This window comes from Rathayibacter agropyri (assembly GCF_013249015.1).
GTDB lineage: Bacteria > Actinomycetota > Actinomycetes > Actinomycetales > Microbacteriaceae > Rathayibacter > Rathayibacter agropyri.
Genome location: NZ_JABRPL010000002.1, coordinates 346,526 through 366,010, shown reverse-complemented (window position 1 = coordinate 366,010; position 19,485 = coordinate 346,526). Strand labels below are relative to the sequence as shown.

Genomic DNA, 19,485 nt, shown 5'->3' with positions numbered 1-19,485 from the left:
TTCGGCGGCAGGCTGGCCCGTCTTTTTCCGTGCTCACCTCGTGGACGCCGCGGTCGTCCCTCCCCGCCCGCCTGTGGAGAACGGGCGGCCGATTGGTAGGGTCTGGTCTCACACCGACCAGGGGGACACATGGACATCACTTTCAAGGGGACCAACGGCGCGATGTCGTTCGACGGTCGCTCGATCTCGATCACCAGGAAGGGCCTCGGTGCCGCGATCTTCTCGGGTTCCCACGGCACGGAGAAGCAGTTGCCCATTGCCGTCGTCTCTTCCATCCAGTACAAGAAGAGCGGCCTAACCGCCGGCTACATCCAACTCACGGTGCCGGGAGACGCGCAGAACAAGTTCGCCGGGAAGAGCCAGACGATTCAGCAGGATGAGAACGCGGTGATCTTCCACGCGAAGCAGAATGAGGAGGCCCGCAGCTTCGCGGACGCTGTCAACGACGCGATCCACGACGCCCACCAGGGTTGCAGCTCGGCGACGGAGTCGGACCTCGTCGACCAACTGAAGAAGCTGGCGGAGTTGCGTGATGCGGGCGTGCTCACCGAGGAGGAGTTCGCCGCGAAGAAGGCGGATCTGCTCGCGCGCATGTGACGTTGTTTGGAGCTATCCAATTGGTGCGGATATCCTTTACGATGTACTGGTGTACCGATGTCGTTGCGGCGTGGCACTGAGAAATAGGCGCGGACGCTATCTCGGCCCCGTTGGAAGGGGAGACGGAGACACAAGGGCGGACTTTGACGACGCGCCCCAGGCGTCACCATTCCATCTGATCCATATCTCGCACGCTGCCGGGCTCGCGCCGTCGTTGCTCGAAGTTTCTGACAGAGAGGCATGAGCTGAGGTGGGAACAAGTTCGTCGAAGACATCGAACTGAATGCTCTCTGCGGTGACATCGGAGCACGTAGCCAGAATCCCCTCAAGATCGTCGTCCGATGTTGCCGGAGCTGCTTCTCGGATGCCGGCCGAGCTTTTACTCAGAGCTGCGTTCTCTAGGAGTTCGAGAACCTGGCGTCCTGATCCTTCGGCAGGTAGTCGACTCGCGCCAGGTTGCAGGAGGAGGAAGAAAATTCCTCCTCCTGCGGCAAGGAGCACCGAAGCGGAAATGAGGAGCGTGAGCCAAAGTTTGCTCTTCTGCATTTTATCCTTCGTCGTGCTTTTCTCGATGTGGTCAGTTGTCTCTCCAGGTCGGTCGTGTGGGAGCCGTAGCCGAATAGCACCCGGGGTCAGAGCCAGCCGTTTCGTTCCACGATGCGCAGCGCATCGGCCCGATTGCGGGCGCCGGTCTTGCCGATGACCGCCGAGAGATGGTTGCGGACCGTGCCCTGCGAGAGGTGCAGCATCCTGGCTAGCTCGGCGATCGATCCGCCGGTGCGCGCGGCGGCGAGTACGTCGGTCTCGCGCTCGGTGAGCGGAGTGCCGCCCTGCGCCAGTGACTCCGCGGCGAGGTCAGGATCGACGACCCGCAGCCCCTGCCCGACCCTCTGCACCGCGTCGGCCAGCCGGGCTGACGGAGTGTCCTTCACGACGAAGCCCGACGCGCCGGCCTGCATTGCGCGGGTGAGGTAACCGGGGCGTCCGAAGGTCGTCACGATCAGCACGCGGCAGGACGGCAGCGCCTCGCGGAGCAGGGCCGCGGCCGCGATTCCGTCGAGGCCGGGCATCTCGATGTCCAGGAGTGCGACGTCGGGAGCCGAAGCGAGGGCCGCCGCGACCACTTCGTCGCCGCGGCCCACCTCGGCGACCACGGTGATGTCGTGCTCCAGGGAGAGCAGCGCGGCGAGCGCGCCCCGCACCAGCGCCTGGTCGTCGGCGATCAGGAGGCGCAGCGGCGCGGCACTCATTGCCCGGCTCCGGGCAGCGTCGCCGCCAGGCGGAAGCCGCCGAGGTCGCTCGTCCCGATGGAGAGGCGTCCGCCCGCCGCCTCGACCCGCTCGCGGAGCCCGGCGAGCCCGGTCGAACTCGCCGTCCCGTCCTGCGGGCCCACGCCGTCGTCGGCGACGTCGACCGTGCAGGGCGTGAGGCGGATGCGGCAGTGCGAGGCGCCCGAGTGGCGGATGACGTTGGTGACGCCCTCGCGGATCACCCAGCCCGCCAGCTCCCGGTGCTGCGAGAGGACGGCGTCGGTGGACGAGGGCAGATCGGCCGAGATCCCCGCGGCGCTCAGGGCACCCCGGGCGGCGGCCAGCGCGCCGCTCGCGGTCGTCGCGCGGAACCCCGACACGGTGGCCCGGAGATCGGCAAGGGCGCCGCGCGCGAGGGACTCCACATCGGCAATCTCGGCCCGCGCGCGAGCAGGGTCGCTGGTGAGGACGCGCCCCGCCAGCTCCGACTTCACCGTGATCACCGTGAGCGAGTGCCCGAGGATGTCGTGGATGTCACGGGCGACGCGGCTCCGCTCGCGCTCGGCAGTCAGCACCTCGAGTTCGGCGCGGGTCACGTGGAGCTGGTTCACGGTGGCGATGGTGCGGGCGAAGGTGGCCATCATCAGGGAGATCGAGAAGATGATCACCGGCACGACGACGGTGCTCTCGGTTCCTGGGCTGCCGTCGAGGCGGAGGGCGAGCGCCACGAGCGTGAGTGCCCCGATGATGCCCAGCGTCAGCCACCACGAGAACAGGCACAGTCCCGCGACCACGCCCACATAGGTCCAGAGACCTGTTACGCCACGGCCCAGCCAGGGGAGGAGCGTGAGCGAGAGGGCGAGCATTCCGGCGCAGATCAGCGCCCGGCCACGGGTCGACACGGTCCAGGCAATCGGCGGCGCAACGAGGAACGCGACGCTGAAGCCGGCGATCAGGGCGACGCCGGCGACCCGGCCGGGCCACTCCGGGGACGCAAGAACTGACGAGTAGACCCAGAAGAGCGAGATGACGGCGCCGACGTACCAGCGCCGAGCGAGCGGCGTCCAAAGCGCACCGCGCTCGCCGTGCGGCGCCATGCTCGTGCTGCTCACGCGCTCACTTTAGGGGCGGGAAGACCGGTCTTCCCGCAGCTGTCACACCCGCCCGGTGTCTCGGCGAAAGACGACGACGGTCCCGGTCAGGAAGACGCCCAGCCAGACGAGCACGTTCACGAGGGCGCCGACGTCAAAGCCCTCGCCCGTCAGCGGCGCGCGGGCGAGCTCGGCGATGCCGTACACCGGAGTGAAGGTGGCGAGGGTTCGTAGGACGTCAGGCATGTTACTCACCGGGTAGAAGAGCCCGCCGAGAAACGCGAGTACCACGATCAAAAGGCTCGTGATCTGCGCCGCGTTCTCGCCCGGCACGAGGTAGCCGACCATCAGGCCGAGCGTGGTGAAGGTGGCGCTCGCGAGCAGCCAGCCCGTCACTCCGGTCGCCATCCACTGCACGGGCGAGAGCTCGATGCCGCTGAGCGCCCCGACGACGTAGGTGGCGACGACGGCGAGCGCGCCGAGAACCATTCCGGCGATCATCTTGATGAGAACGTTCACGACCGGGTTCAGCGGAGTGAGCCGAAGCTGCCGGCTCCAGCCCTGGGCGCGCTCGACCGCGACGGCGGCGCCCGTCTGCGTCGCCGACATCATCGCGCCGTACATCGCCATGGACACCATGATGAAGGCGGCAATCGACACGCCCCCCTCGGAGACCGGGGTCGCGGTCAACGCGTCGTCGAGGCGTGGGTAGCCGACGATGAAGAACATCAGGACGGGGAAGAGCAGAGTGAAAAAGAGCGTCCGCCGGTTCCGCGTCCGCCGCAGGATCTCGATGCGGAGGTAGGTGATGGTGAAGCCGCCGAGCGCCGAGGAGCGGCGGTCGAGGCGGACGCGATCCGCAATGGGGGCTGTGCTGGTCATGCGGAGGCTCCTTCGGAGGTGAGGGCGAGGAAAACGTTCTCGAGGGTCTGAGCGGTGATCTCGACGTCGCGGGCGTCGGTCCGGGTGAGCAGGTGCCGGGCGAGGGCGTCGGAGTCGTCGGTGTGCACCGCGATCCGGTCACCCTTCGCGTCGACGCTCGAGACCCGGGGGAGGCCGGCCAGTGCGGCAAGGTCGGCGCCCGGAAGGGTGGCGCGGACGATGCGCCCCGAGACGACGTTCTTGATGGCGCTGGTCGTGCCGTCAGCGACGATCTGGCCGCGGCTCATCAGGACGATCCGGTCGGCGTACTCGTCGGCCTCCTCGAGGTAGTGCGTCGCGAAGAGGACCGTGCGGCCTCGCTCGGCATCGGCGCGGATGGCGCCCCAGAAGGCGCGGCGGCCCTCGACGTCCATCCCGGTCGTCGGCTCGTCGAGGAGGAGCAGCCCGGGGTCCGAGAGCAGCGCCATCGCGAACCGGAGTCGCTGCTGCTGACCACCGGAGCACAGGCCCACCCGCCGGTCGGCAATCTCACGGATGCCAGCCCGCTCGAGCACCTCGTCGACCGCGCGGGTTTCGGCGAAGAGACTCGCGGTCAGCTCGAGCGTCTCGCGCGCGGTGAGGTCTGTGAGCAACCCGCCCGTCTGCAGGACGGCTGAGACCAGTCCGTGCGCAACGGCGGTCCGGGGCGGGCGCCCGAAGACGCGCACCTCGCCGGTGTCCGGTGTCGAGAGCCCCAGGAGCATGTCGATGGTCGTCGTCTTGCCCGCGCCATTGGGGCCGAGGAAGGCGACGATCTCGCCCGGGCGGACCGTGAGGTCCACGCCGACGACGGCGGCGACGGAGCCGAAGCTTTTGGTGAGGGCGGTCGCCTGGACGGCGAGGAGGGTCGAGGTCATGCCATCAGCCTGCCCGCCCGCCGGCTTCCACGCCCCGGCCCTCCGTCACCACCGGCCCATGACATCCGTCATACGAGGGCCGACCGGGGGGTCAGACGGGGCACGCGCGGGTAGGCTGCGCGGTCGCGAGACGCACGAGCCGCTCGAGGGTGCGCAGACCGTCGGAGGAGAGCACCGACTCCAGATGTCCCTGCACCGACGCGACGTGCTCGCCGCGCAGGGCGTTCACCACTCCTGTCAGGGGATCGACCGAGACCTCGAGCCCGAGTTGTGGCGTGCGCTCACCGCCTGGAGCGAGTGAGGAAAAGGTGTTGTAGAAGCCGATGGCCGCATCCTCGCCGAACACATCGACGGCCATTCGCACACCCTGGCGCGGAGCAGGCAGGGGCTCGACCGCCAGGCCGGCCAGCAGTGACAGCATCTGGTGGCTGAGGCAGACGGCGAGCAGCGGACGCTTCGAGTCGAGGCGCGCGGTCATCAGCTCGCGCAGGCGCGCGATCCGCGGCTCGGAGTCGTCGCGCGGGTCGCCGGGGCCGGGGCCGAAGACGACGAGGTCATCGCTCAGCACGTCGTCGACCTGTGACCAGCGCTCGACCCGGGCATCCATGCCGAGGTGCCGTAGCTGGTGCGCGAGCATCGTCGTGAACTGGTCTTCGTTGTCCACGATGAGCGCAGTGTGCCCGGCCAGCCCCACGATGTGCTCCGAAGCCTGCGGCCGCAGCCAGAACGACGCGAGCCGCTCGTTACGCGCTTCGAGCGCCTCCTGAACACCCGGTTGCGCATTGAGGTCGATCGCCGGCGGCACGTCGCGGTGCGGCAGCAGCCCCAGGGCGGACAGCACGCCGGAGGCCTTGGCGCGCGTCTCGGCGACCTCACCGTCGGGGGTGGAGTGGCGCACCAGAGTTGCGCCGGCCGGCACGGTGAGCCTGCCGTCGGGGCGGAGATAGGCGGTGCGGATGAGGATGGGCGCGTCGACCGTGTATCCACTTTCCTGCGGCTCGAAGAGCGCGAGCACGCCGGAGTAGTAGCCGCGTGGCTCCTTCTCATACTCTGCGATCACGGCGCAGGCATTCTCCATTGGCGAGCCGGTGACGGTCGGCGCGAACATCGTCAGGCGCAGGACCTCCCGGACGTCGAGATCTGTGCACCCCTCGAGCAGGTACTCCGTGTGGCTGAGGCGCGACATCTGCTTGAGGAACGGCCCGAGGATGCGGCCACCGGCAGGGCAGACCGCGCTCATCATCTTCATCTCCTCATCCACCACCATGAAGAGTTCCTCGCTCTCCTTCACATCTGCGAGGAACGCGAGTACCTCTTCGCCGGTCGGTCCGGCGGCTGGGTGGCGGAAGGTGCCGCTGATCGGGTTCATCATGGCGACCCCATCGCGCACCGAGACGTGACGCTCGGGTGTCGCCCCGACCGCGGTGACGGTGGGGGAGCCATCGGAGCCTGGGGTGTGGATGGCAAAGGTCCAGTAGGCGCCCGACTCGTCGGTCAGCAGCCTGCGGAACCAGGCGAGCACCGCTGCCACCGGGGGAGCGTCGGTCTGCGCGACGAAGGCACGGCTGATCACGAAGTTCGCGCCCTGGCCTCTGCCGATTTCCTCGTCAATCACGTGGCGGACAATGTCGGCGTACTCATCGTCCGGCACGTCGAAGCCGCGCTCCTCCACGGGGATTTCGCGTTCGGGCAAAAGGCGCAGTACTTCCGCCAGCGGCACGCTCTCACGCTCACGGACGACGAGGTTGCGCAGTGGCGCCCCATCGTCCTTCGCCGCGAAGCCGCGCTCTCGCACCTGCCGGTAGGGAACCAGGGTCAGCACGTCGGCGCCGTCGAGGGGGATGTCGGCCAGGCCCTGGACGTCGAGGACGTCACCGGTGAACACGTCGACCTCTGAGTGGTCCTGACGGAGGACGACTGCGAACGGCAGCGAGCCGTCGGAGGTGAGGATGCGGGAGAGGAGCGAGGTCATCGTGGTCCTTGAGGGTCGTGCCCCACCCGGGCTCTGACAAGCAGAACGACCGCCCGGAGGAGGCGGTCGAGTGCGAGAGTCTGCGCGCGTCGGTCCGCCTACGAGGCGGGCCACCAGGGGCTGATGATCGGCGCGGGCACGGAGGGAGTCTAGGGGACGCGTTGGTGAGCGGCCAAGCGGAGATCAGGCAGTGGTCAGGCAGTGGTCAGGCAGTGGTCGGCACGGCGTCGATCGGCTCACCGCGCAGGGTGCGCAGCAGGAGCGTCGCGCCCGCTGTCGCCGCGGGCATCGCGACCACGGCGCCACCCGGGATGAGGAACGCAAGGTAGACGGCGACCCCGAATCCGAGCGAGACAGCGCGGTGCTCGCGGAGGAGTCGCCGACGCTGCCCGAGCGAAAGCCCGCGAGCGTCACCCGCGAATCCGGTCAGTTCCAGCGCGAGCGCCCGCCCACCGGCGAGGGCGCCGATGATCAGCCCGATGATCGACCCCACCACGGGTACGAGGCCCAGCAGCACCAGCACCGCCCCGATCCCGATCGATGTCGCGACCAGAACGGCGCAGTCGCGGAGTCCTCGTCCGACGCCACTCCAGAAGCCGGTATCCCGCTCATCCGGGACGCCGCCGAGCCCGTTCTCGACGTGACGCCAGATCCGCTCGTAAAAGGGGTCCCCGACCAGCAGCGTGACCGCGGCGAAGAGCACTACGCCGAGCGCGACGATCGCGCCGACTATCGCGACGGCGAGCAGGAGGCGCGTGGTGGCGGTCCAGCCCTCCTCCCAGCCGTCTGCGAAGGGCGTGAGCGCGATCACCACGTCCTGAACGCGCGTCAGCACCAGGACCAGCACGCCGACGAAGACCAGCCCGACGATCAGCGGAGGGATCGCCCCGAGGAGCATCGCGCGAGGTGAGCGGCCCCAGGTGCGGAAGCCGCGGAGGAACAGCCGAGCGCCACGGCCGAGGTCACGCAGGACTGACATTCCCTGATCCTCGCAGGGTCAGGGACCCTGCTGACCACGGATCACTCACGCTTCGTGCCACGCTTCGAGATCACCCATCTCAGTATGGGATTCTGTCCGCGCTCCTCCACAGCGGGCAAAAGACCGGCTTTTGTCCACAGCCGGGTCCGGATCCGGGCGGGGGGACGCGTCGATGTCGGTGCCGCCTGGTGGGCTTGCCACCTCGAACGATTGGTGCGGAACGTGGACGAACGACAGGACGACAGGAACAACGAATGCCCCCGGTGGTGCGCGGGCGAGCACGACACTCTGGTGGCGGCGGGGGAGCGGCTGCACCGCTCACCGGCGCGCTCGCTCCCGGTGGTGCTGTGGGCGGGTGGGGGTGATCCCTCCGCCGCGACGGTGCACCTTTCGGTGTGCCGCCCCGGGGCCCGCGGCGAGGACCGCTTGCGCCTCGAGGCGGACGGGCTCGGCGAGCTCGATCTCGACCTCAGCTCGGCGGCGCGCTTGGTGGCCGCGGCCGACGCGGTGCTGCGGCTACTCGAGGCCCTCTGATGAGCGCGGTGGATTTGGCGGCAGCAGATCGATCAGGTCGATCTGGAGCGCCTCGCACAACGCGAGCAGAGTGTGCAGCGTCGGGTTCGCCGGCGAGCCGGGCTTCGATTCGCCCTTCTCAAACTTCTGGTACGTGTAGCCGGCGAGGCCCGCCGCGTGGGCGATCCGCTCCTGGCTGGCGCCCAGGGCGATGCGGGCACGGTGCATGTTCGTACCGAGCTCGCGGGCGTACGTCGCCCAGTCGCGCTCGGGAGTGGGTGTTGACATGCCCGCCAGCTTCGAAGATGTTGGGCTATCGGTCAGCCATATACAGATGGGTAATATTCGATGGTCATACCAGAATGGCGCATCGTGCCGCGGTTGGTTTGGAACGCGCCAGAACGCGCCGGACGGCAGCGCCTAGTATTGCCGGGTGTCAGTGAATCCCGAACTCGTCGGGCGTGTCTTCGCGCCCACGGAGCCCTATCAGGTGGGGCGCGAAAAGGTGCGCGAGTTCGCGCGCGCCGTCTCTGCGACCTCCCCTCTCCATCACGATGTCGGGGCCGCGCGCGCCGCCGGTTACTCCGACCTCGTCGCTCCGCCCACCTTCACCGTCGTCGTGCAGGAGTACACCCTCGCGCAGCTCCTCGCTGAGCCCGACGGCGGAATCGACTTCAGCCGGGTCGTGCACGGCGACCAGCGCTTCAGCCTCAGCCGCCCCGTCGTGGCCGGCGACGAGCTGACCGCGACCCTGTCTGTCACAAGCATCAAGAAGCTCGGCGCGCACTCGATGGTCACGACCGAATCGCGGATGGTCGACTCGGGTGGCGAGCACGTCGTCACTGCGATCTCCACCCTCGTGGTGAGGGGTGACGAATGAGTGCGACGCTGCCCGTCCTCGCCGATCTGACCGTCGGCCAGGTCGTTGCCGAGCGCCGGTTCTCCCTCGATCGGAACACTCTCGTTCGCTATGCGGGCGCCTCGGGGGACTTCAACCCCATCCACTACCGCGATGACGTCGCGGCCGAGGTGGGCCTCCCCGGTGTCCTCGCCCACGGCATGCTCACGATGGGCACGGCCGTGCAGGTCGTGGTCGACTGGGTCGGCGACCCGGGACGCGTCCTCGACTACCAGGTGCGCTTCACGCGTCCGGTCGTCGTCGACCCGCGTGACGGCGCCGCGATCGAGGTCGTGGCGAAGGTCGGCACGCTCGACCCGGAGCAGGGCGCGGTCCGCATTGACCTCGCCGTGTCCGTCGCTGGCCAGACCGTGCTCGGCAAGGCGCAGGCGCAGGTCCGACTCTCGTGATCGCCTCCCAATGAGCGCGCCCCTTCTCTCCGCGCTCACGACCCTGCGCGTCGGGGGTCCGGCCGAGCGCCTCCTCGAACCCGCCACCGAGGCGGAACTCGTCGAGACACTGGTGAGCGTGTGGTCCGATGACGAGCCGTGGTTGCTGCTCGGCGGCGGCTCGAACCTGCTCGTCGGGGACGACGGCGTCGAGGGGACGGTCATCCGGGTGCGCACCTCGGGCGTCGAGCGGCTGCCGTCCGACGAGCCCGGCCAGGTCCGGCTCCGGGTGCAGGCGGGGGAGTCGTGGGACGGCCTCGTCGCGATGACCGTCGAGCGCGGCTGGGCCGGAGTCGAGGCTCTGAGCGGCATCCCGGGAACAGTCGGCGCCTCGCCAGTGCAGAACATCGGCGCCTACGGGCAGGAACTCTCGGACACCCTCCTCGCCGTCGACTTCCTCGATGAGGGCGCGCGCGAGCCTGTCCGGCTGACCGCGGCCGACCTCGAACTGGGATACCGCACCTCGATCATCAAGCAGGGCCGTCGCGGTGCCGTTCTCGCGGTCGAGTTCGGTCTCGAGGAGGCGGGAGCCGACGGGATCGGTGCACCCGTCGCCTACGCTCAGCTCGCGTCTGCGCTCGGGCTCGCCCTCGGCGAGCGGGTCTCGCTCGTCCAGGTGCGTGAAACAGTGCTGCGGCTGCGGGCTGCCAAGGGCATGGTGCTCAATCCGACAGACCCGGACACCGCCAGCGCCGGCTCCTTCTTCACCAACCCCCTGGTCACGAGCACGTTCGCGGAAGGTCTGCCCTCCGAGGCGCCGCGCTGGCCCGTCGTCGCTCCCGGCGCAGACCTGGTCAAGCTCAGCGCGGCCTGGCTGATCGAGCGCGCCGGAATCGCCCGCGGCTTCGCGTTGCCCGGCTCGCGCGCGGCTGTGTCGAGCAAGCACACGCTCGCCCTCTCGAACCGTGGAGGGGCGACGGCCGCGCAGGTCGCGGAGCTTGCCCGCTTCGTGCAGAGCCGGGTGCTGGCCGAATTCGGCGTGCTCTTGCACCCTGAACCCGTAGTGATCGGCACGTCCGTCTGAGCGCGTGTGGGTAGAGGCGCGCGAAGTGCGCGATCTGCTCCAGGACGTCGCGCTGCCGGACTCGGAAATCGGCCTAACGGAACAACCGCTGAAGGCGTCTGACGCCCTCAAGAAGCGCGTCGTCGCCGAGAGCGTAGGAGAGACGGAGGTATCCGCTCGGTCCGAAGGCCTCGCCGGGCACCGTCGCGACTTCGGCCTGCTCCAGGATCAGATCGGCGAGCTCGAGTGATGTCGTCGGAGTCACGCCGCCCCACTCGCGGTGCAGCAGCCCTGTCACGTCCGGGTAGACGTAGAACGCCCCACCCGGGGTCGGGCACTCGATGCCGTCGATTGCGGTGAGCTCGGCCACGATGGTCCGGCGGCGACGGTCGAACGCGAGGCGCATCTTCTCCGCCGGCTCCTGTGGGCCGGTCAGGGCGGCGATCGCCGCGCGCTGCGAGATGTTCGACACGTTGCTCGAGAGGTGCGACTGCAGGTTGGCGGCGCCCGTGACCGCGTCGGCCGGGCCGACCATCCAGCCCACGCGCCAGCCGGTCATCGCGTAGGTCTTGGCGACGCCATTGACGAGGATCGTGCGGTCGCGGAGGGCGGGGACGGCCTCCACGATCGAGGTCGCGCGTTCCAGTGGACTGGCGTCGTCCTGGTCGCCGGTGGAGTAGACGAGGTTCTGGTAGATCTCGTCGGCGATGATCCAGAGCCCGTGCTCCTCGGCCCACTCGCCGATCTTCCGCGTCTGCTCGGCGGAGTAGACGGCCCCCGTCGGGTTGGAGGGAGAGACGAAGAGGAGGACCTTCGTCCGCTCGGTGCGCGCCGCTTCGAGCTGCTCGACGGTGACGAGGTAGCCCTGGTCTGCTCCGGCGAACACGTCGACCTGCACGCCGCCTGCGAGCTTGATCGCCTCGGGGTAGGTGGTCCAGTAGGGCGTTGGCACGAGGACTTCGTCGCCGTCATCGAGGAGGGTCTGGAACGCCTGATAGACGGCCTGCTTGCCGCCGTTGGTCACGACGACCTGCGCGGCGTCGACCGCCCAACCGGAGTCGCGCGCCGTCTTCTCGGCGATGGCCTCGCGCAGGTCGGGGAGACCGGCGGCCGGGGTGTACCGGTAGTTCCTCGGATCGAGCACGGCGGCCGAGGCGGCCTCCACGATGTGCTCGGGAGTGACGAAGTCGGGCTCCCCTGCGGCGTAGGACACAACCGGGCGACCCTGGGCCTGAAGGGCCTTCGCCTTGGCGTCGACCTTGAGGGTCGCGGACTCGGCAATGGCGGCGATGCGGGCGGAAATGCGCGTGGTGGAAGACACGACGGCCAGCGTATCCTGCGTGCGCGAGAGGGGTCCCGAGCCTGGCGTCGCTCGGCTGGACACGCCCTGCGGGTGCCCGTACACTCGTCCGAGGTAGTCGATCTCTGCCCTCCAGCTGGTCGATTTCCTCCTCGGATGCTCACAACGGCATCCCTAGGGCGGTGGCTCAATTGGTAGAGCAGCGGTCTCCAAAACCGCAGGTTGCAGGTTCGAGCCCTGTCCGCCCTGCACATCGATGCCCGTCGCACGCGGTCCCCGCGACGCAGCGGTCATCGGTCCAGGGCCGCCCCGGAACGGGCGGTCGGCCACACCGGAGGTTCCGGTGCGGGAAAGGTGCGTGCAGGTGGCCGGGAAAGCAGTCGACGAGCCGAGCGAGGACGTCGTCGCGATCGCGAATCAGCAGCGAGCCGCGCGGCGTAACCCGTTCGCGCGCATCGCCCTCTTCATTAGGCAGGTCATCGCCGAACTGAAGAAGGTCGTCACGCCCACCCGCAAGGAGTTGGGCAACTACGTTGTGGTCGTCCTCATCTTCGTCGTCATCATGATGGCGCTGGTGTCGTTCCTCGACTGGGTGTTCGCCCTGGCCGTGACCTACGTATTCGGCACACCCGCCGCCTAACCCGCTCCGACGGGTGCGACCGATCGATCAAGAGAGAGTTGTGACGAGTGTCTGACAGAAACCGCGACGACGTCGACTGGGCGACGGCTGCTGAGCAGTCGTCCGAGGTCGAGGAGGAGCAGGAGGGCGACACGCAGACTCAGGCCGAGGACGCCGTCGAGCCCGCCGAGGAGGGCGCCCTCAGCGTCATCGACGAGAACGAGTCCGAGGACGACCTCGCCTCCGACCTTGAGGCAGCGCTCGACGCGATCGGATCCGTCGACGACCCCGAGGCCGACTCCGCCGTTGACGAAGCTGCCCACATCGACACCGTCGAGGAGGCCGAAGCGGCTCTCGAGGCCGTCGAGGACGAAGCCGAGGTCGCCGCCGAGGACGCCGAATCCGCCGGTGAAGAGCTTGCCGACATCGACCCCTATGAGGCCTTCCGCGCCGAGCTGCGCGGCAAGCCCGGCAAGTGGTACGTCATCCACTCCTATGCGGGCTTCGAGAAGCGCGTGAAGTCCAATATCGAGAACCGCAAGGTCTCGCTCGAGGCCGAGGACTATATCTTCGAGGTCCAGGTCCCGATGGAGGACGTGGTGGAGATCAAGAACGGCCAGCGCAAGATGGTGACCCGTGTGCGCATCCCCGGCTACGTGCTGGTGCGGATGGATCTCAACGAGGACTCGTGGTCGGTCGTTCGCCATACTCCCGGCGTGACCGGCTTCGTGGGCAATGCCCACAACCCGACTCCGCTGCGCTTCGAAGAGGCCTTCACGATGCTGAAGAGCCTGGTCGAAATCAAGGACGTCGCCCCCTCCAAGACCGCCGGCGCGAAGGGTCAGAAGCAGACCCAGCGCGTCCTGCCCGCCGAGGTCGACTTCGAGATCGGCGAGACCATCACGATCAAGGAGGGCTCGTTCGCGGGTCTTCCCGGCTCGATCAGCGAGATCAAGCCCGAGAGCGGCAAGCTCACCGTGCTCGTGTCGCTCTTCGAGCGCGAGACCCCGGTCGAGCTGTCGTTCGACCAGGTCACCAAGCTCTGACTGCTTGCGCCTCACGCGTGTAAGCTTGCGGGGGTTTTCGTGTCGGCGCGCCCTCGTGTGTGCGTCGGCCGACCCTCCTCCACCGCGATCCGGCACCGTCGGATGCGCGGGAGAGCGGCCGGGAGCCCCCGACCGCTCGAACCCTGAGAAAAGGAATCAGAATGGCCCCCAAGAAGAAGGTCACCGGCCTGATCAAGCTCCAGATCAAGGCCGGCGCGGCGAACCCCGCGCCCCCGATCGGTCCGGCGCTCGGTCAGCACGGCGTCAACATCATGGAGTTCTGCAAGGCGTATAACGCGCAGACCGAGTCGCAGCGTGGCAACGTCATCCCCGTCGAGATCACCGTCTACGAGGACCGCTCCTTCACCTTCATCCTGAAGACCCCGCCCGCGGCGGAGCTCATCAAGAAGGCCGCCGGAGTCGCCAAGGGCTCGTCGACCCCGCACACCGTCAAGGTCGCCAAGCTCACGCAGGCCCAGGTCCGCGAGATCGCCGAGGCTAAGCAGGTCGACCTTAACGCCAACGACATCGACGCCGCGGCGAAGATCATCGCCGGCACGGCTCGCTCGATGGGCATCACGGTAGAGGCGTAATACCCTCCGTCGCGTCGCACCCAGAACTCCAACTTTCCGTGGGAGAGCCCGCCAGGCTCTAGAACCACATTCTCATTTCAAGGAGAAACAACATGGCACAGAAGTCGAAGGCTTACCGGGCCGCAGCGGCCAAGCTCGAAGAGGGCCGCTTTTACACGGCCGACGAGGCCGTCGCGCTCGCTCGCGAGACCGGTTCCGCCAAGTTCAACAGCACCGTCGAGGTCGCCCTCAAGCTCGGTGTCGACCCCCGCAAGGCCGACCAGATGGTCCGCGGCACGGTCATCCTGCCGCACGGCACGGGTAAGACCGCCCGGGTCATCGTGTTCGCGACGGGCCCGGCCGCGGAGGCCGCCATCGCCGCGGGTGCCGACGAAGTCGGTGGCGCCGAGCTCATCGAGAAGGTCGCGGGCGGGTACACCTCGTTCGACTCCGCCGTTTCCACCCCGGAGCTCATGGGCCAGGTCGGTCGTCTCGGCAAGGTGCTCGGCCCCCGCGGCCTCATGCCCAACCCGAAGACGGGCACCGTCACCCCGGACGTGGCGAAGGCCGTGACCGAGATCAAGGGCGGCAAGATCGAGTTCCGCGTGGACAAGCACGCCAACGTGCACCTGGTCGTTGGCAAGGCCGCCTTTACCGAGGAGCAGCTCCAGGAGAACTTCAAGACCGCCCTCGATGAGATCGTCCGCTTGAAGCCGTCCTCCTCGAAGGGCCGTTACATCCAAAAGGCCGCCGTCTCGACGACCTTCGGCCCCGGCATCCCGCTGGACGTCAACGTCCTCGCCTAATCCGAGGGACCGTCGCCCCCGTCGCCGTCTCCGCGGCGGGGGTCAGCAGTCCGAGACGGTAAGGACGATTTTGCCGCGGGTGTGGCCGGTCTCGAGTTGCTCGTGCGCCTCGCAGGCGCGGGCGAGCGGGAAGATTCCGTCGATGAAGACGCGGACGTCACCCGACTCGAGCAGGCGCGAGATGACGGCCAGCGTCGCTCCGTCCGGGGCAACGCGGTAGGTGGAGGCCCGCACGCCGGCCGCCGCCGCCTCCTCGAAGAAGCCGGGCCAGCTGCCCGTCGGTGCGTTCACGATCAACCCGCCAGGGCGTAAGAGTGAGAGCGACCGCGAGCCCGTGTCGTCGTGCACATTGCCGACGAGATCGATCACTACGTCGATCCCGTCGAGCAGCTCATCGAACCTCTCGGTCGTATGGTCGATCACCCGTGCGGCGCCGAGGTCGCGGAGCCACTGCAGGTTGCGGGTCGATCCGGTCGCGGTCACCGAGGCGCCGAAGTAGGCGGCGAACTGCACGGCAAAGTGGCCGACTCCACCCGAGCCGGCGTGGATGAGCATCCGCTGGCCCTCGTGCGCTTTCGCGAGTTCGACCACCATGCCCCACGCCGTGAGCGCCGCGAGCGGAACACCGGCCGCCTCGACGTGCGAGAGGGTCGACGGCTTCCGCGCGATCGACACACTCGGCACGGTGACGTACTCGGCGTACGAGCCGGAGTAGCGAGGAACCATGATGAAGCCGTAAACCTCGTCGCCCGGCCGCAGCGGATGCGCAGGGTAGGGGCTTGAGACGACGACGCCCGAGAAGTCGTGGCCGAGGACCGCCGGGTAGGACGTGATCTGAGAGGCGACTCCCCGGCCGGCCCGCGTCTTCGCGTCCAGCGGATTCACTCCGGCGGCGATCACCTTCACGGTGAACTCGGCATTGATCGACGAGGGCGTCGGCACCGTTGCCAGGTGCAGAGCGGAGGCACGTCCCGGAGCGTCAATCACCGCCGCGGTCATCGTGCGGGGGAGGACAACCTCCTGGGGGATCTCGCCGATCGCGAGTCCGTGCCCGAGCGCGCTGCTGTGCATCATGGCCCTTCGTGTCGCGGCGACAGGGGGTTCTTCGAGCAGGGTCGAGAACGTCGCCCCCGATCCCCGCACTCCGACGCCACTGATCAGTCAAGCGCGGTAATGAGTCAGCGCTGTTACGGCGGTGTCACTCCCCGGAGAACATTCAGGCTCGTGGACACGATTCGGGCGGCGGAGACGCGGGGAAAGCGGTCTGGCACGATGAGGGGATGCGACACAGACGCTCCCGAGGGCCCTTGCTCGTGGGCGGCGCCATCCTGGTCCTGGCAGGTCTCGTTGTCCTCCTCGCTGCTCGGATCAGCATCGGCACGAGTCGCTGGGTGTACGTCAGCGAGATGGGCGCGCCCGATTTGCCGACTGCTGGCGCCTTCCGCATCGCGCTGCTCTTGGTGGCCGCGGGCGGCACCCTGATCGCCGTCGGTGCGTGGTCGGTGCGGGCCCGCCTGCTCCGCGCGGTCCGGCCAGCGGCGGCGATCCTCCTGGCCGCCGCCTGCTTCGCGCTGGCGTCGCAGGTGACCTGCACGGCGGGTTGCCCGCTCCCGGTCGGCCGGGCGTTCAGCTGGCAGGACCTGATCCACACCTCCGCCGCGGTGCTTGGCTTCACCGCGGCGTGCGTCGCGATGCTGCAGCTCGCGACGGCGCAGGCGCATCCGGCGCTCGCCCGGCTCTCGCTGGGGGCCGGGATCGCGGTGGCGCTGGTCGCGGGAACTGGCGGCATCCTCTCGCTCGTGCGCGTGTGGCTCCAGCTCGGCGGCACGTTGGAGTTCGTCGCGACGGCGATCGCGGTGCTCTGGCTCGCGTTCGTCGGACTCGTGCTCGCGCGCGAGGATGTCAGCGCCGCGCGAGCCACTCGCGCACGTGGCCGCGGATCCGCTGCTGCTGATCGGCGAGGCCCGCGTCGCGCGACGGTACCTGTGCGAGGTCCGCGTCCGGAAGAGCCCTAGCCCAGGCCTCGGCGACCGTCAGCGGATGCACCGGGTCGCGCTCTGCCGCGATGACCAGGGTCCGGGCGATCACCTCGCCGAGCTCGCTGGAGTCGCGGTAGGCGGCGTTGCGGGGGATCGCGGCCAGGCGGATGGCGCGCTCGCGAGCGAGCGGGGCGCGGAACTGGAGGGTCAGCGCCTGGGCTGACGCGGGCGAGATCTCGGCGGCGCGGGTGAACAGCGCGCAGGCGCGGAACATCCGCTCGCCGCGTTTCGCGCCGTGGTCGTGTAGCAATTGGGCGATGACGGGGAAGACCGTGAGATTGTCGGGTAGCGGCTGAGTGGTGAAGGCGGGGCGCACGAACACGGCGCGGTCGATGGGGAGCACGCGGCGCACGGCCAGTCGCAGCGCAATCGCCGCGCCCATCGAGATGCCGAGCACCGTGAGTGGCTTGTGCGCGGCTCCCGCACGCACGACCTCCTCTGTCACCTCGTCGGCCAGCGCCTCTAGCGCGAAGTCGCCGGGAGCGCCGGTGAGCTCGGAGGCGCCGTGTGCGCGGATGTCCGGTGCGATCACCTGGGAGCCGGCGGGGAGCGCCGAGCGCAGCAGCCCCAGCGGCTGGGAGCGGTCGCCGCCCAGTCCGTGCAGGAGGAGGACGGTCACCGTGCGCCCGCGCGGGTTCTTTCGTGCAACTCGGCCATCAGCATCCCGGCGAGGCGGACCAGCATGTGGATCTCGTCCTCGTCGCGATCGACCCACCGGCAGTTCGGCTCGCCATCGATCGGCACGAAGTCGCGGTGCTGCTCCCAGACGACGAGGGTGCGCTCGGCGCCCAGCACGTACTGCTGCCAGAAGACCTGGCGGAGGTAGTGGCGGGGGATGCTGCGCCAGGGCTTCGCGGTGGTCTTGATCTCGCAGAGTTCGAGCCGGCCGTCGTCGCGCACGCCGATGCCATCGGGAGTGGCGAGGTGGCGGCGCTCCTGGCTGGCATGGAAGAGGGTGCTGCTGGGCTCGATCGCGTGCTCGCGGCGCACCCACGCGGCGATCTCCGGTTCGCGGGCACGGCCGTGATCGGTGAACGCGTTGCCGCCGAATCCGGTGCCGTACAGCTTGTCGAGTGCGGCCTTGCCGATGGCGGCGGGGGAGGAGAGACGGGCGACGTCGGTCGCGGTGATGCCGCGGGAGCGGGCGCGGAGCCAGGTGACGCGGTCCGACGAGTCGGCGACGACCCGGCGCAGGTGCGGGGGCTCGGCGTCCACGAAGACGGGCTGCGTCTCCCAGGGGAAGGAGAGCTGCAGATCGGGCACCGATTCATTCTGTGCCTCGTACCCGGCCTCGCCGAATCGGCACGCCGGAGGCTGTGTCCCGAGTGGGGTCAGCACGCGAGGAAGGCGTCCACCTGGGCGGAGGAGAGGAGGTGACGGCGGACCATGAGGGCCGCGCCCCGCACTCCGCCGCCGGACGCCGCGGCCTGGACGATGTCGAGGGAGCGCGTGGCGAGGGGGAGGGAGCGGCGGTAGACCACCTCGCGCACGCCCGCGAGGACCTCGTGGCTCGCCTCCGCCACGCTGCCCCCCACGACGATGACGGAGGGGTTGAGCAGGTTCACGCAGGTTGCGAGGACCTCACCGAGGTCACGTCCGGCCGCGCGGGTGAACTCGACTGCGGTCGGGTCGCCGGCGGAGAGCAGGGTGACGACGTCGGAGGTACTGGAGACGTCCCGACCGGCCTCGGCCAGGCGCCGGGCAATCGCGGAGCCGCTCGCGATCGCCTCGAGGTCGGCCTCGCCGCGGTCGCCGGGTACTTGGACGTGGCCGAGGTCGCCAGCGGCTCCAAGCGCTCCACGCTGGAGGGCGCCGCCGCTGACGATCCCGGCGCCGATGCCGGTGGAGACTTTCACGTAGAGAAGATCATCGACGTCGGCGTAGTGGTCGGCGTGCTCGCCGAGGGCGAGGAGATTCACGTCGTTGTCGACCAGAACGGGGACGGGGAGGCGGCGGGCCACGAACTCGGGGATGTCGAAGCGGTCCCAGCCGGGCATGATCGGCGGCTTGACGGGACGGCCCGTCGCGTGCTCGACCGGCCCCGGCACTCCGACGCCCACTCCGGCGAGGGGCCCCGCCTCCGGCAGCTGACCGAGCAGTGCGTCGGCGATGTCGAGCGCGTGGCCGAGGACGGCGAGCGGGCCGTCGGCGATCGCGATTCTCTCGCGCCGACGGGCGAGAACCTGCCCGTCGAGGTCGGTCAGGGCGATGACGGCGTGGGCCGCGCCGAGGTCGATCGCCAGAAGGCTGCGGGCCCGAGCATCGAAGGCGACGCGGGCTGCGGGGCGACCGCCGGAGGAGGGGGCGTCGTCGCGGCGCGCGATCAGACCGGAGGTGGCGAGCGCGTCGAGCTGGGCGGACACGGCCGCCCGTGGGAGGCCGGCCTCGCCCACGAGGTCGGCGCGGGTGCGCGGCGCTCCGTCGGCCAGGAGGAGGAGCAGCTCGCCGACCGCGCTGACGGCGGAGCGGCGCAGCGGTGACATGGCCGAAGTCAACCACAGCGCTCCCCTCCGAGTTTTGCTTGTCCGTGATCAAAAGTCCGCGTAGGGTTCCCAGCAACCCCTCTCGACGTC

General features: G+C 69.2%; 22 protein-coding genes and 1 tRNA gene. 11 read left to right on the top strand and 12 right to left on the bottom strand.

Features of this window, described 5'->3' with window-relative positions; genetic code table 11:
- The first annotated feature begins 129 nt into the window (after positions 1-129).
- A complete protein-coding gene (locus tag HRF29_RS07300; protein WP_173246920.1) occupies positions 130-597 on the top strand; it encodes a DUF4429 domain-containing protein in 468 nt (155 codons plus the stop codon).
- 632 nt (positions 598-1,229) lie between these two features.
- Here HRF29_RS07300 and HRF29_RS07295 read toward each other — a convergent pair.
- The 6 genes from HRF29_RS07295 to HRF29_RS07270 all read right to left on the bottom strand — a co-directional run bounded on the left by HRF29_RS07295 (position 1,230) and on the right by HRF29_RS07270 (position 7,667).
- On the bottom strand, positions 1,230-1,847 hold the full coding sequence (locus tag HRF29_RS07295) for a response regulator transcription factor (protein ID WP_173246918.1): 618 nt from the start codon (positions 1,845-1,847) through the stop codon (positions 1,230-1,232).
- The gene (locus tag HRF29_RS07290) at positions 1,844-2,959 is read right to left on the bottom strand and encodes a sensor histidine kinase (RefSeq protein WP_343043683.1); all 1,116 of its coding nucleotides are present in this window, start codon (positions 2,957-2,959) and stop codon (positions 1,844-1,846) included. Before HRF29_RS07290 ends, HRF29_RS07295 begins: the two co-directional genes overlap by 4 nt.
- 42 nt (positions 2,960-3,001) lie before the next feature.
- Entirely contained in the window at positions 3,002-3,820 is an 819-nt protein-coding gene (locus tag HRF29_RS07285; RefSeq protein WP_173246916.1) for an ABC transporter permease, read from the bottom strand.
- Positions 3,817-4,716 carry an ABC transporter ATP-binding protein gene (locus tag HRF29_RS07280; protein ID WP_173246914.1) on the bottom strand — a complete coding sequence of 300 codons (900 nt, stop codon included), beginning with the start codon at positions 4,714-4,716 and terminating at the stop codon, positions 3,817-3,819. Before HRF29_RS07280 ends, HRF29_RS07285 begins: the two co-directional genes overlap by 4 nt.
- Positions 4,717-4,807: 91 nt before the next feature.
- Positions 4,808-6,688 carry a chorismate-binding protein gene (locus HRF29_RS07275; RefSeq protein WP_173246912.1) on the bottom strand — a complete coding sequence of 627 codons (1,881 nt, stop codon included), beginning with the start codon at positions 6,686-6,688 and terminating at the stop codon, positions 4,808-4,810.
- A 205-nt stretch (positions 6,689-6,893) separates the two neighbouring features.
- The gene (locus tag HRF29_RS07270) at positions 6,894-7,667 is read right to left on the bottom strand and encodes an EI24 domain-containing protein (RefSeq protein ID WP_173246910.1); all 774 of its coding nucleotides are present in this window, start codon (positions 7,665-7,667) and stop codon (positions 6,894-6,896) included.
- Between the two features lie 222 nt (positions 7,668-7,889).
- On the opposite strand from HRF29_RS07270, the gene HRF29_RS07265 reads away from it, so the two are divergent.
- Positions 7,890-8,201, top strand: coding sequence for a DUF6907 domain-containing protein (locus tag HRF29_RS07265; protein WP_173246908.1), 312 nt, complete (start codon positions 7,890-7,892; stop codon positions 8,199-8,201).
- Here HRF29_RS07265 and HRF29_RS07260 read toward each other — a convergent pair.
- Positions 8,184-8,468 carry a helix-turn-helix domain-containing protein gene (locus HRF29_RS07260; protein ID WP_173246905.1) on the bottom strand — a complete coding sequence of 95 codons (285 nt, stop codon included), beginning with the start codon at positions 8,466-8,468 and terminating at the stop codon, positions 8,184-8,186. The two genes, HRF29_RS07265 and HRF29_RS07260, sit on opposite strands and share 18 nt — an antisense overlap.
- Before the next feature lie 145 nt (positions 8,469-8,613).
- On the opposite strand from HRF29_RS07260, the gene HRF29_RS07255 reads away from it, so the two are divergent.
- From HRF29_RS07255 to HRF29_RS07245, 3 genes are read left to right on the top strand one after another with little or no spacing between them, the layout of a single operon-like run.
- Positions 8,614-9,060, top strand: coding sequence for an FAS1-like dehydratase domain-containing protein (locus tag HRF29_RS07255; RefSeq protein WP_173246902.1), 447 nt, complete (start codon positions 8,614-8,616; stop codon positions 9,058-9,060).
- Entirely contained in the window at positions 9,057-9,488 is a 432-nt protein-coding gene (locus HRF29_RS07250) for a MaoC family dehydratase (RefSeq protein ID WP_173246899.1), read from the top strand. Before HRF29_RS07255 ends, HRF29_RS07250 begins: the two co-directional genes overlap by 4 nt.
- Positions 9,489-9,498: 10 nt before the next feature.
- Entirely contained in the window at positions 9,499-10,551 is a 1,053-nt protein-coding gene (locus HRF29_RS07245) for a UDP-N-acetylmuramate dehydrogenase (protein ID WP_173246896.1), read from the top strand.
- Between the two features lie 73 nt (positions 10,552-10,624).
- On the opposite strand, the gene HRF29_RS07240 is transcribed toward HRF29_RS07245, so the two are convergent.
- Positions 10,625-11,851, bottom strand: a complete 1,227-nt coding sequence (locus HRF29_RS07240) for an aminotransferase class I/II-fold pyridoxal phosphate-dependent enzyme (RefSeq protein WP_173246893.1) — start codon at positions 11,849-11,851, stop codon at positions 10,625-10,627.
- Positions 11,852-12,006: 155 nt separating this feature from the next.
- Between HRF29_RS07240 and HRF29_RS07235 the strand changes: the two genes are divergently transcribed.
- The 5 genes from HRF29_RS07235 to rplA all read left to right on the top strand — a co-directional run bounded on the left by HRF29_RS07235 (position 12,007) and on the right by rplA (position 14,873).
- Positions 12,007-12,079: transfer RNA gene (locus tag HRF29_RS07235), tRNA-Trp, on the top strand.
- A gap of 115 nt (positions 12,080-12,194) precedes the next feature.
- Positions 12,195-12,470 carry a preprotein translocase subunit SecE gene (gene secE / locus HRF29_RS07230; RefSeq protein ID WP_068208793.1) on the top strand — a complete coding sequence of 92 codons (276 nt, stop codon included), beginning with the start codon at positions 12,195-12,197 and terminating at the stop codon, positions 12,468-12,470.
- 47 nt (positions 12,471-12,517) lie between these two features.
- The gene (gene nusG / locus HRF29_RS07225) at positions 12,518-13,495 is read left to right on the top strand and encodes a transcription termination/antitermination protein NusG (protein ID WP_173246890.1); all 978 of its coding nucleotides are present in this window, start codon (positions 12,518-12,520) and stop codon (positions 13,493-13,495) included.
- 161 nt (positions 13,496-13,656) lie between these two features.
- Positions 13,657-14,088, top strand: coding sequence for a 50S ribosomal protein L11 (gene rplK, locus HRF29_RS07220; RefSeq protein WP_104266344.1), 432 nt, complete (start codon positions 13,657-13,659; stop codon positions 14,086-14,088).
- Between the two features lie 92 nt (positions 14,089-14,180).
- Positions 14,181-14,873, top strand: coding sequence for a 50S ribosomal protein L1 (gene rplA / locus HRF29_RS07215; RefSeq protein WP_173246887.1), 693 nt, complete (start codon positions 14,181-14,183; stop codon positions 14,871-14,873).
- A gap of 42 nt (positions 14,874-14,915) precedes the next feature.
- Here rplA and HRF29_RS07210 read toward each other — a convergent pair whose 3' ends face one another.
- Positions 14,916-15,872, bottom strand: a complete 957-nt coding sequence (locus tag HRF29_RS07210; RefSeq protein ID WP_173247726.1) for an NADP-dependent oxidoreductase — start codon at positions 15,870-15,872, stop codon at positions 14,916-14,918.
- A 281-nt stretch (positions 15,873-16,153) separates the two neighbouring features.
- Between HRF29_RS07210 and HRF29_RS07205 the strand changes: the two genes are divergently transcribed.
- Entirely contained in the window at positions 16,154-16,888 is a 735-nt protein-coding gene (locus tag HRF29_RS07205; protein WP_173246884.1) for a DUF998 domain-containing protein, read from the top strand.
- Here the strand turns inward: HRF29_RS07205 and HRF29_RS07200 are convergent.
- From HRF29_RS07200 to HRF29_RS07190, 3 genes are all read right to left on the bottom strand, one after another.
- Positions 16,776-17,531 carry an alpha/beta fold hydrolase gene (locus HRF29_RS07200; RefSeq protein WP_173246881.1) on the bottom strand — a complete coding sequence of 252 codons (756 nt, stop codon included), beginning with the start codon at positions 17,529-17,531 and terminating at the stop codon, positions 16,776-16,778. The genes HRF29_RS07205 and HRF29_RS07200 overlap by 113 nt on opposite strands.
- Positions 17,528-18,166 carry a YqaJ viral recombinase family protein gene (locus tag HRF29_RS07195; protein ID WP_173247723.1) on the bottom strand — a complete coding sequence of 213 codons (639 nt, stop codon included), beginning with the start codon at positions 18,164-18,166 and terminating at the stop codon, positions 17,528-17,530. Before HRF29_RS07195 ends, HRF29_RS07200 begins: the two co-directional genes overlap by 4 nt.
- 77 nt (positions 18,167-18,243) lie before the next feature.
- A complete protein-coding gene (locus tag HRF29_RS07190; protein WP_173246878.1) occupies positions 18,244-19,395 on the bottom strand; it encodes an ROK family protein in 1,152 nt (383 codons plus the stop codon).
- Positions 19,396-19,485 lie beyond the last annotated feature (90 nt).

Bases quoted from the DNA above. Each gene is read 5' to 3' on its own strand.
- HRF29_RS07300 (WP_173246920.1), top strand. From the start codon at position 130: ATGGACATCACTTTCAAGGGGACCAACGGCGCGATGTCGTTCGACGGT.
- HRF29_RS07295 (WP_173246918.1), bottom strand. From the start codon at position 1,847: ATGAGTGCCGCGCCGCTGCGCCTCCTGATCGCCGACGACCAGGCGCTG.
- HRF29_RS07285 (WP_173246916.1), bottom strand. From the start codon at position 3,820: ATGACCAGCACAGCCCCCATTGCGGATCGCGTCCGCCTCGACCGCCGC.
- HRF29_RS07280 (WP_173246914.1), bottom strand. From the start codon at position 4,716: ATGACCTCGACCCTCCTCGCCGTCCAGGCGACCGCCCTCACCAAAAGC.
- HRF29_RS07275 (WP_173246912.1), bottom strand. From the start codon at position 6,688: ATGACCTCGCTCCTCTCCCGCATCCTCACCTCCGACGGCTCGCTGCCG.
- HRF29_RS07270 (WP_173246910.1), bottom strand. From the start codon at position 7,667: ATGTCAGTCCTGCGTGACCTCGGCCGTGGCGCTCGGCTGTTCCTCCGC.
- HRF29_RS07260 (WP_173246905.1), bottom strand. From the start codon at position 8,468: ATGTCAACACCCACTCCCGAGCGCGACTGGGCGACGTACGCCCGCGAG.
- HRF29_RS07250 (WP_173246899.1), top strand. From the start codon at position 9,057: ATGAGTGCGACGCTGCCCGTCCTCGCCGATCTGACCGTCGGCCAGGTC.
- HRF29_RS07245 (WP_173246896.1), top strand. From the start codon at position 9,499: ATGAGCGCGCCCCTTCTCTCCGCGCTCACGACCCTGCGCGTCGGGGGT.
- rplK (WP_104266344.1), top strand. From the start codon at position 13,657: ATGGCCCCCAAGAAGAAGGTCACCGGCCTGATCAAGCTCCAGATCAAG.
- rplA (WP_173246887.1), top strand. From the start codon at position 14,181: ATGGCACAGAAGTCGAAGGCTTACCGGGCCGCAGCGGCCAAGCTCGAA.
- HRF29_RS07210 (WP_173247726.1), bottom strand. From the start codon at position 15,872: ATGACCGCGGCGGTGATTGACGCTCCGGGACGTGCCTCCGCTCTGCAC.
- HRF29_RS07205 (WP_173246884.1), top strand. From the start codon at position 16,154: ATGCGACACAGACGCTCCCGAGGGCCCTTGCTCGTGGGCGGCGCCATC.
- HRF29_RS07190 (WP_173246878.1), bottom strand. From the start codon at position 19,395: ATGTCACCGCTGCGCCGCTCCGCCGTCAGCGCGGTCGGCGAGCTGCTC.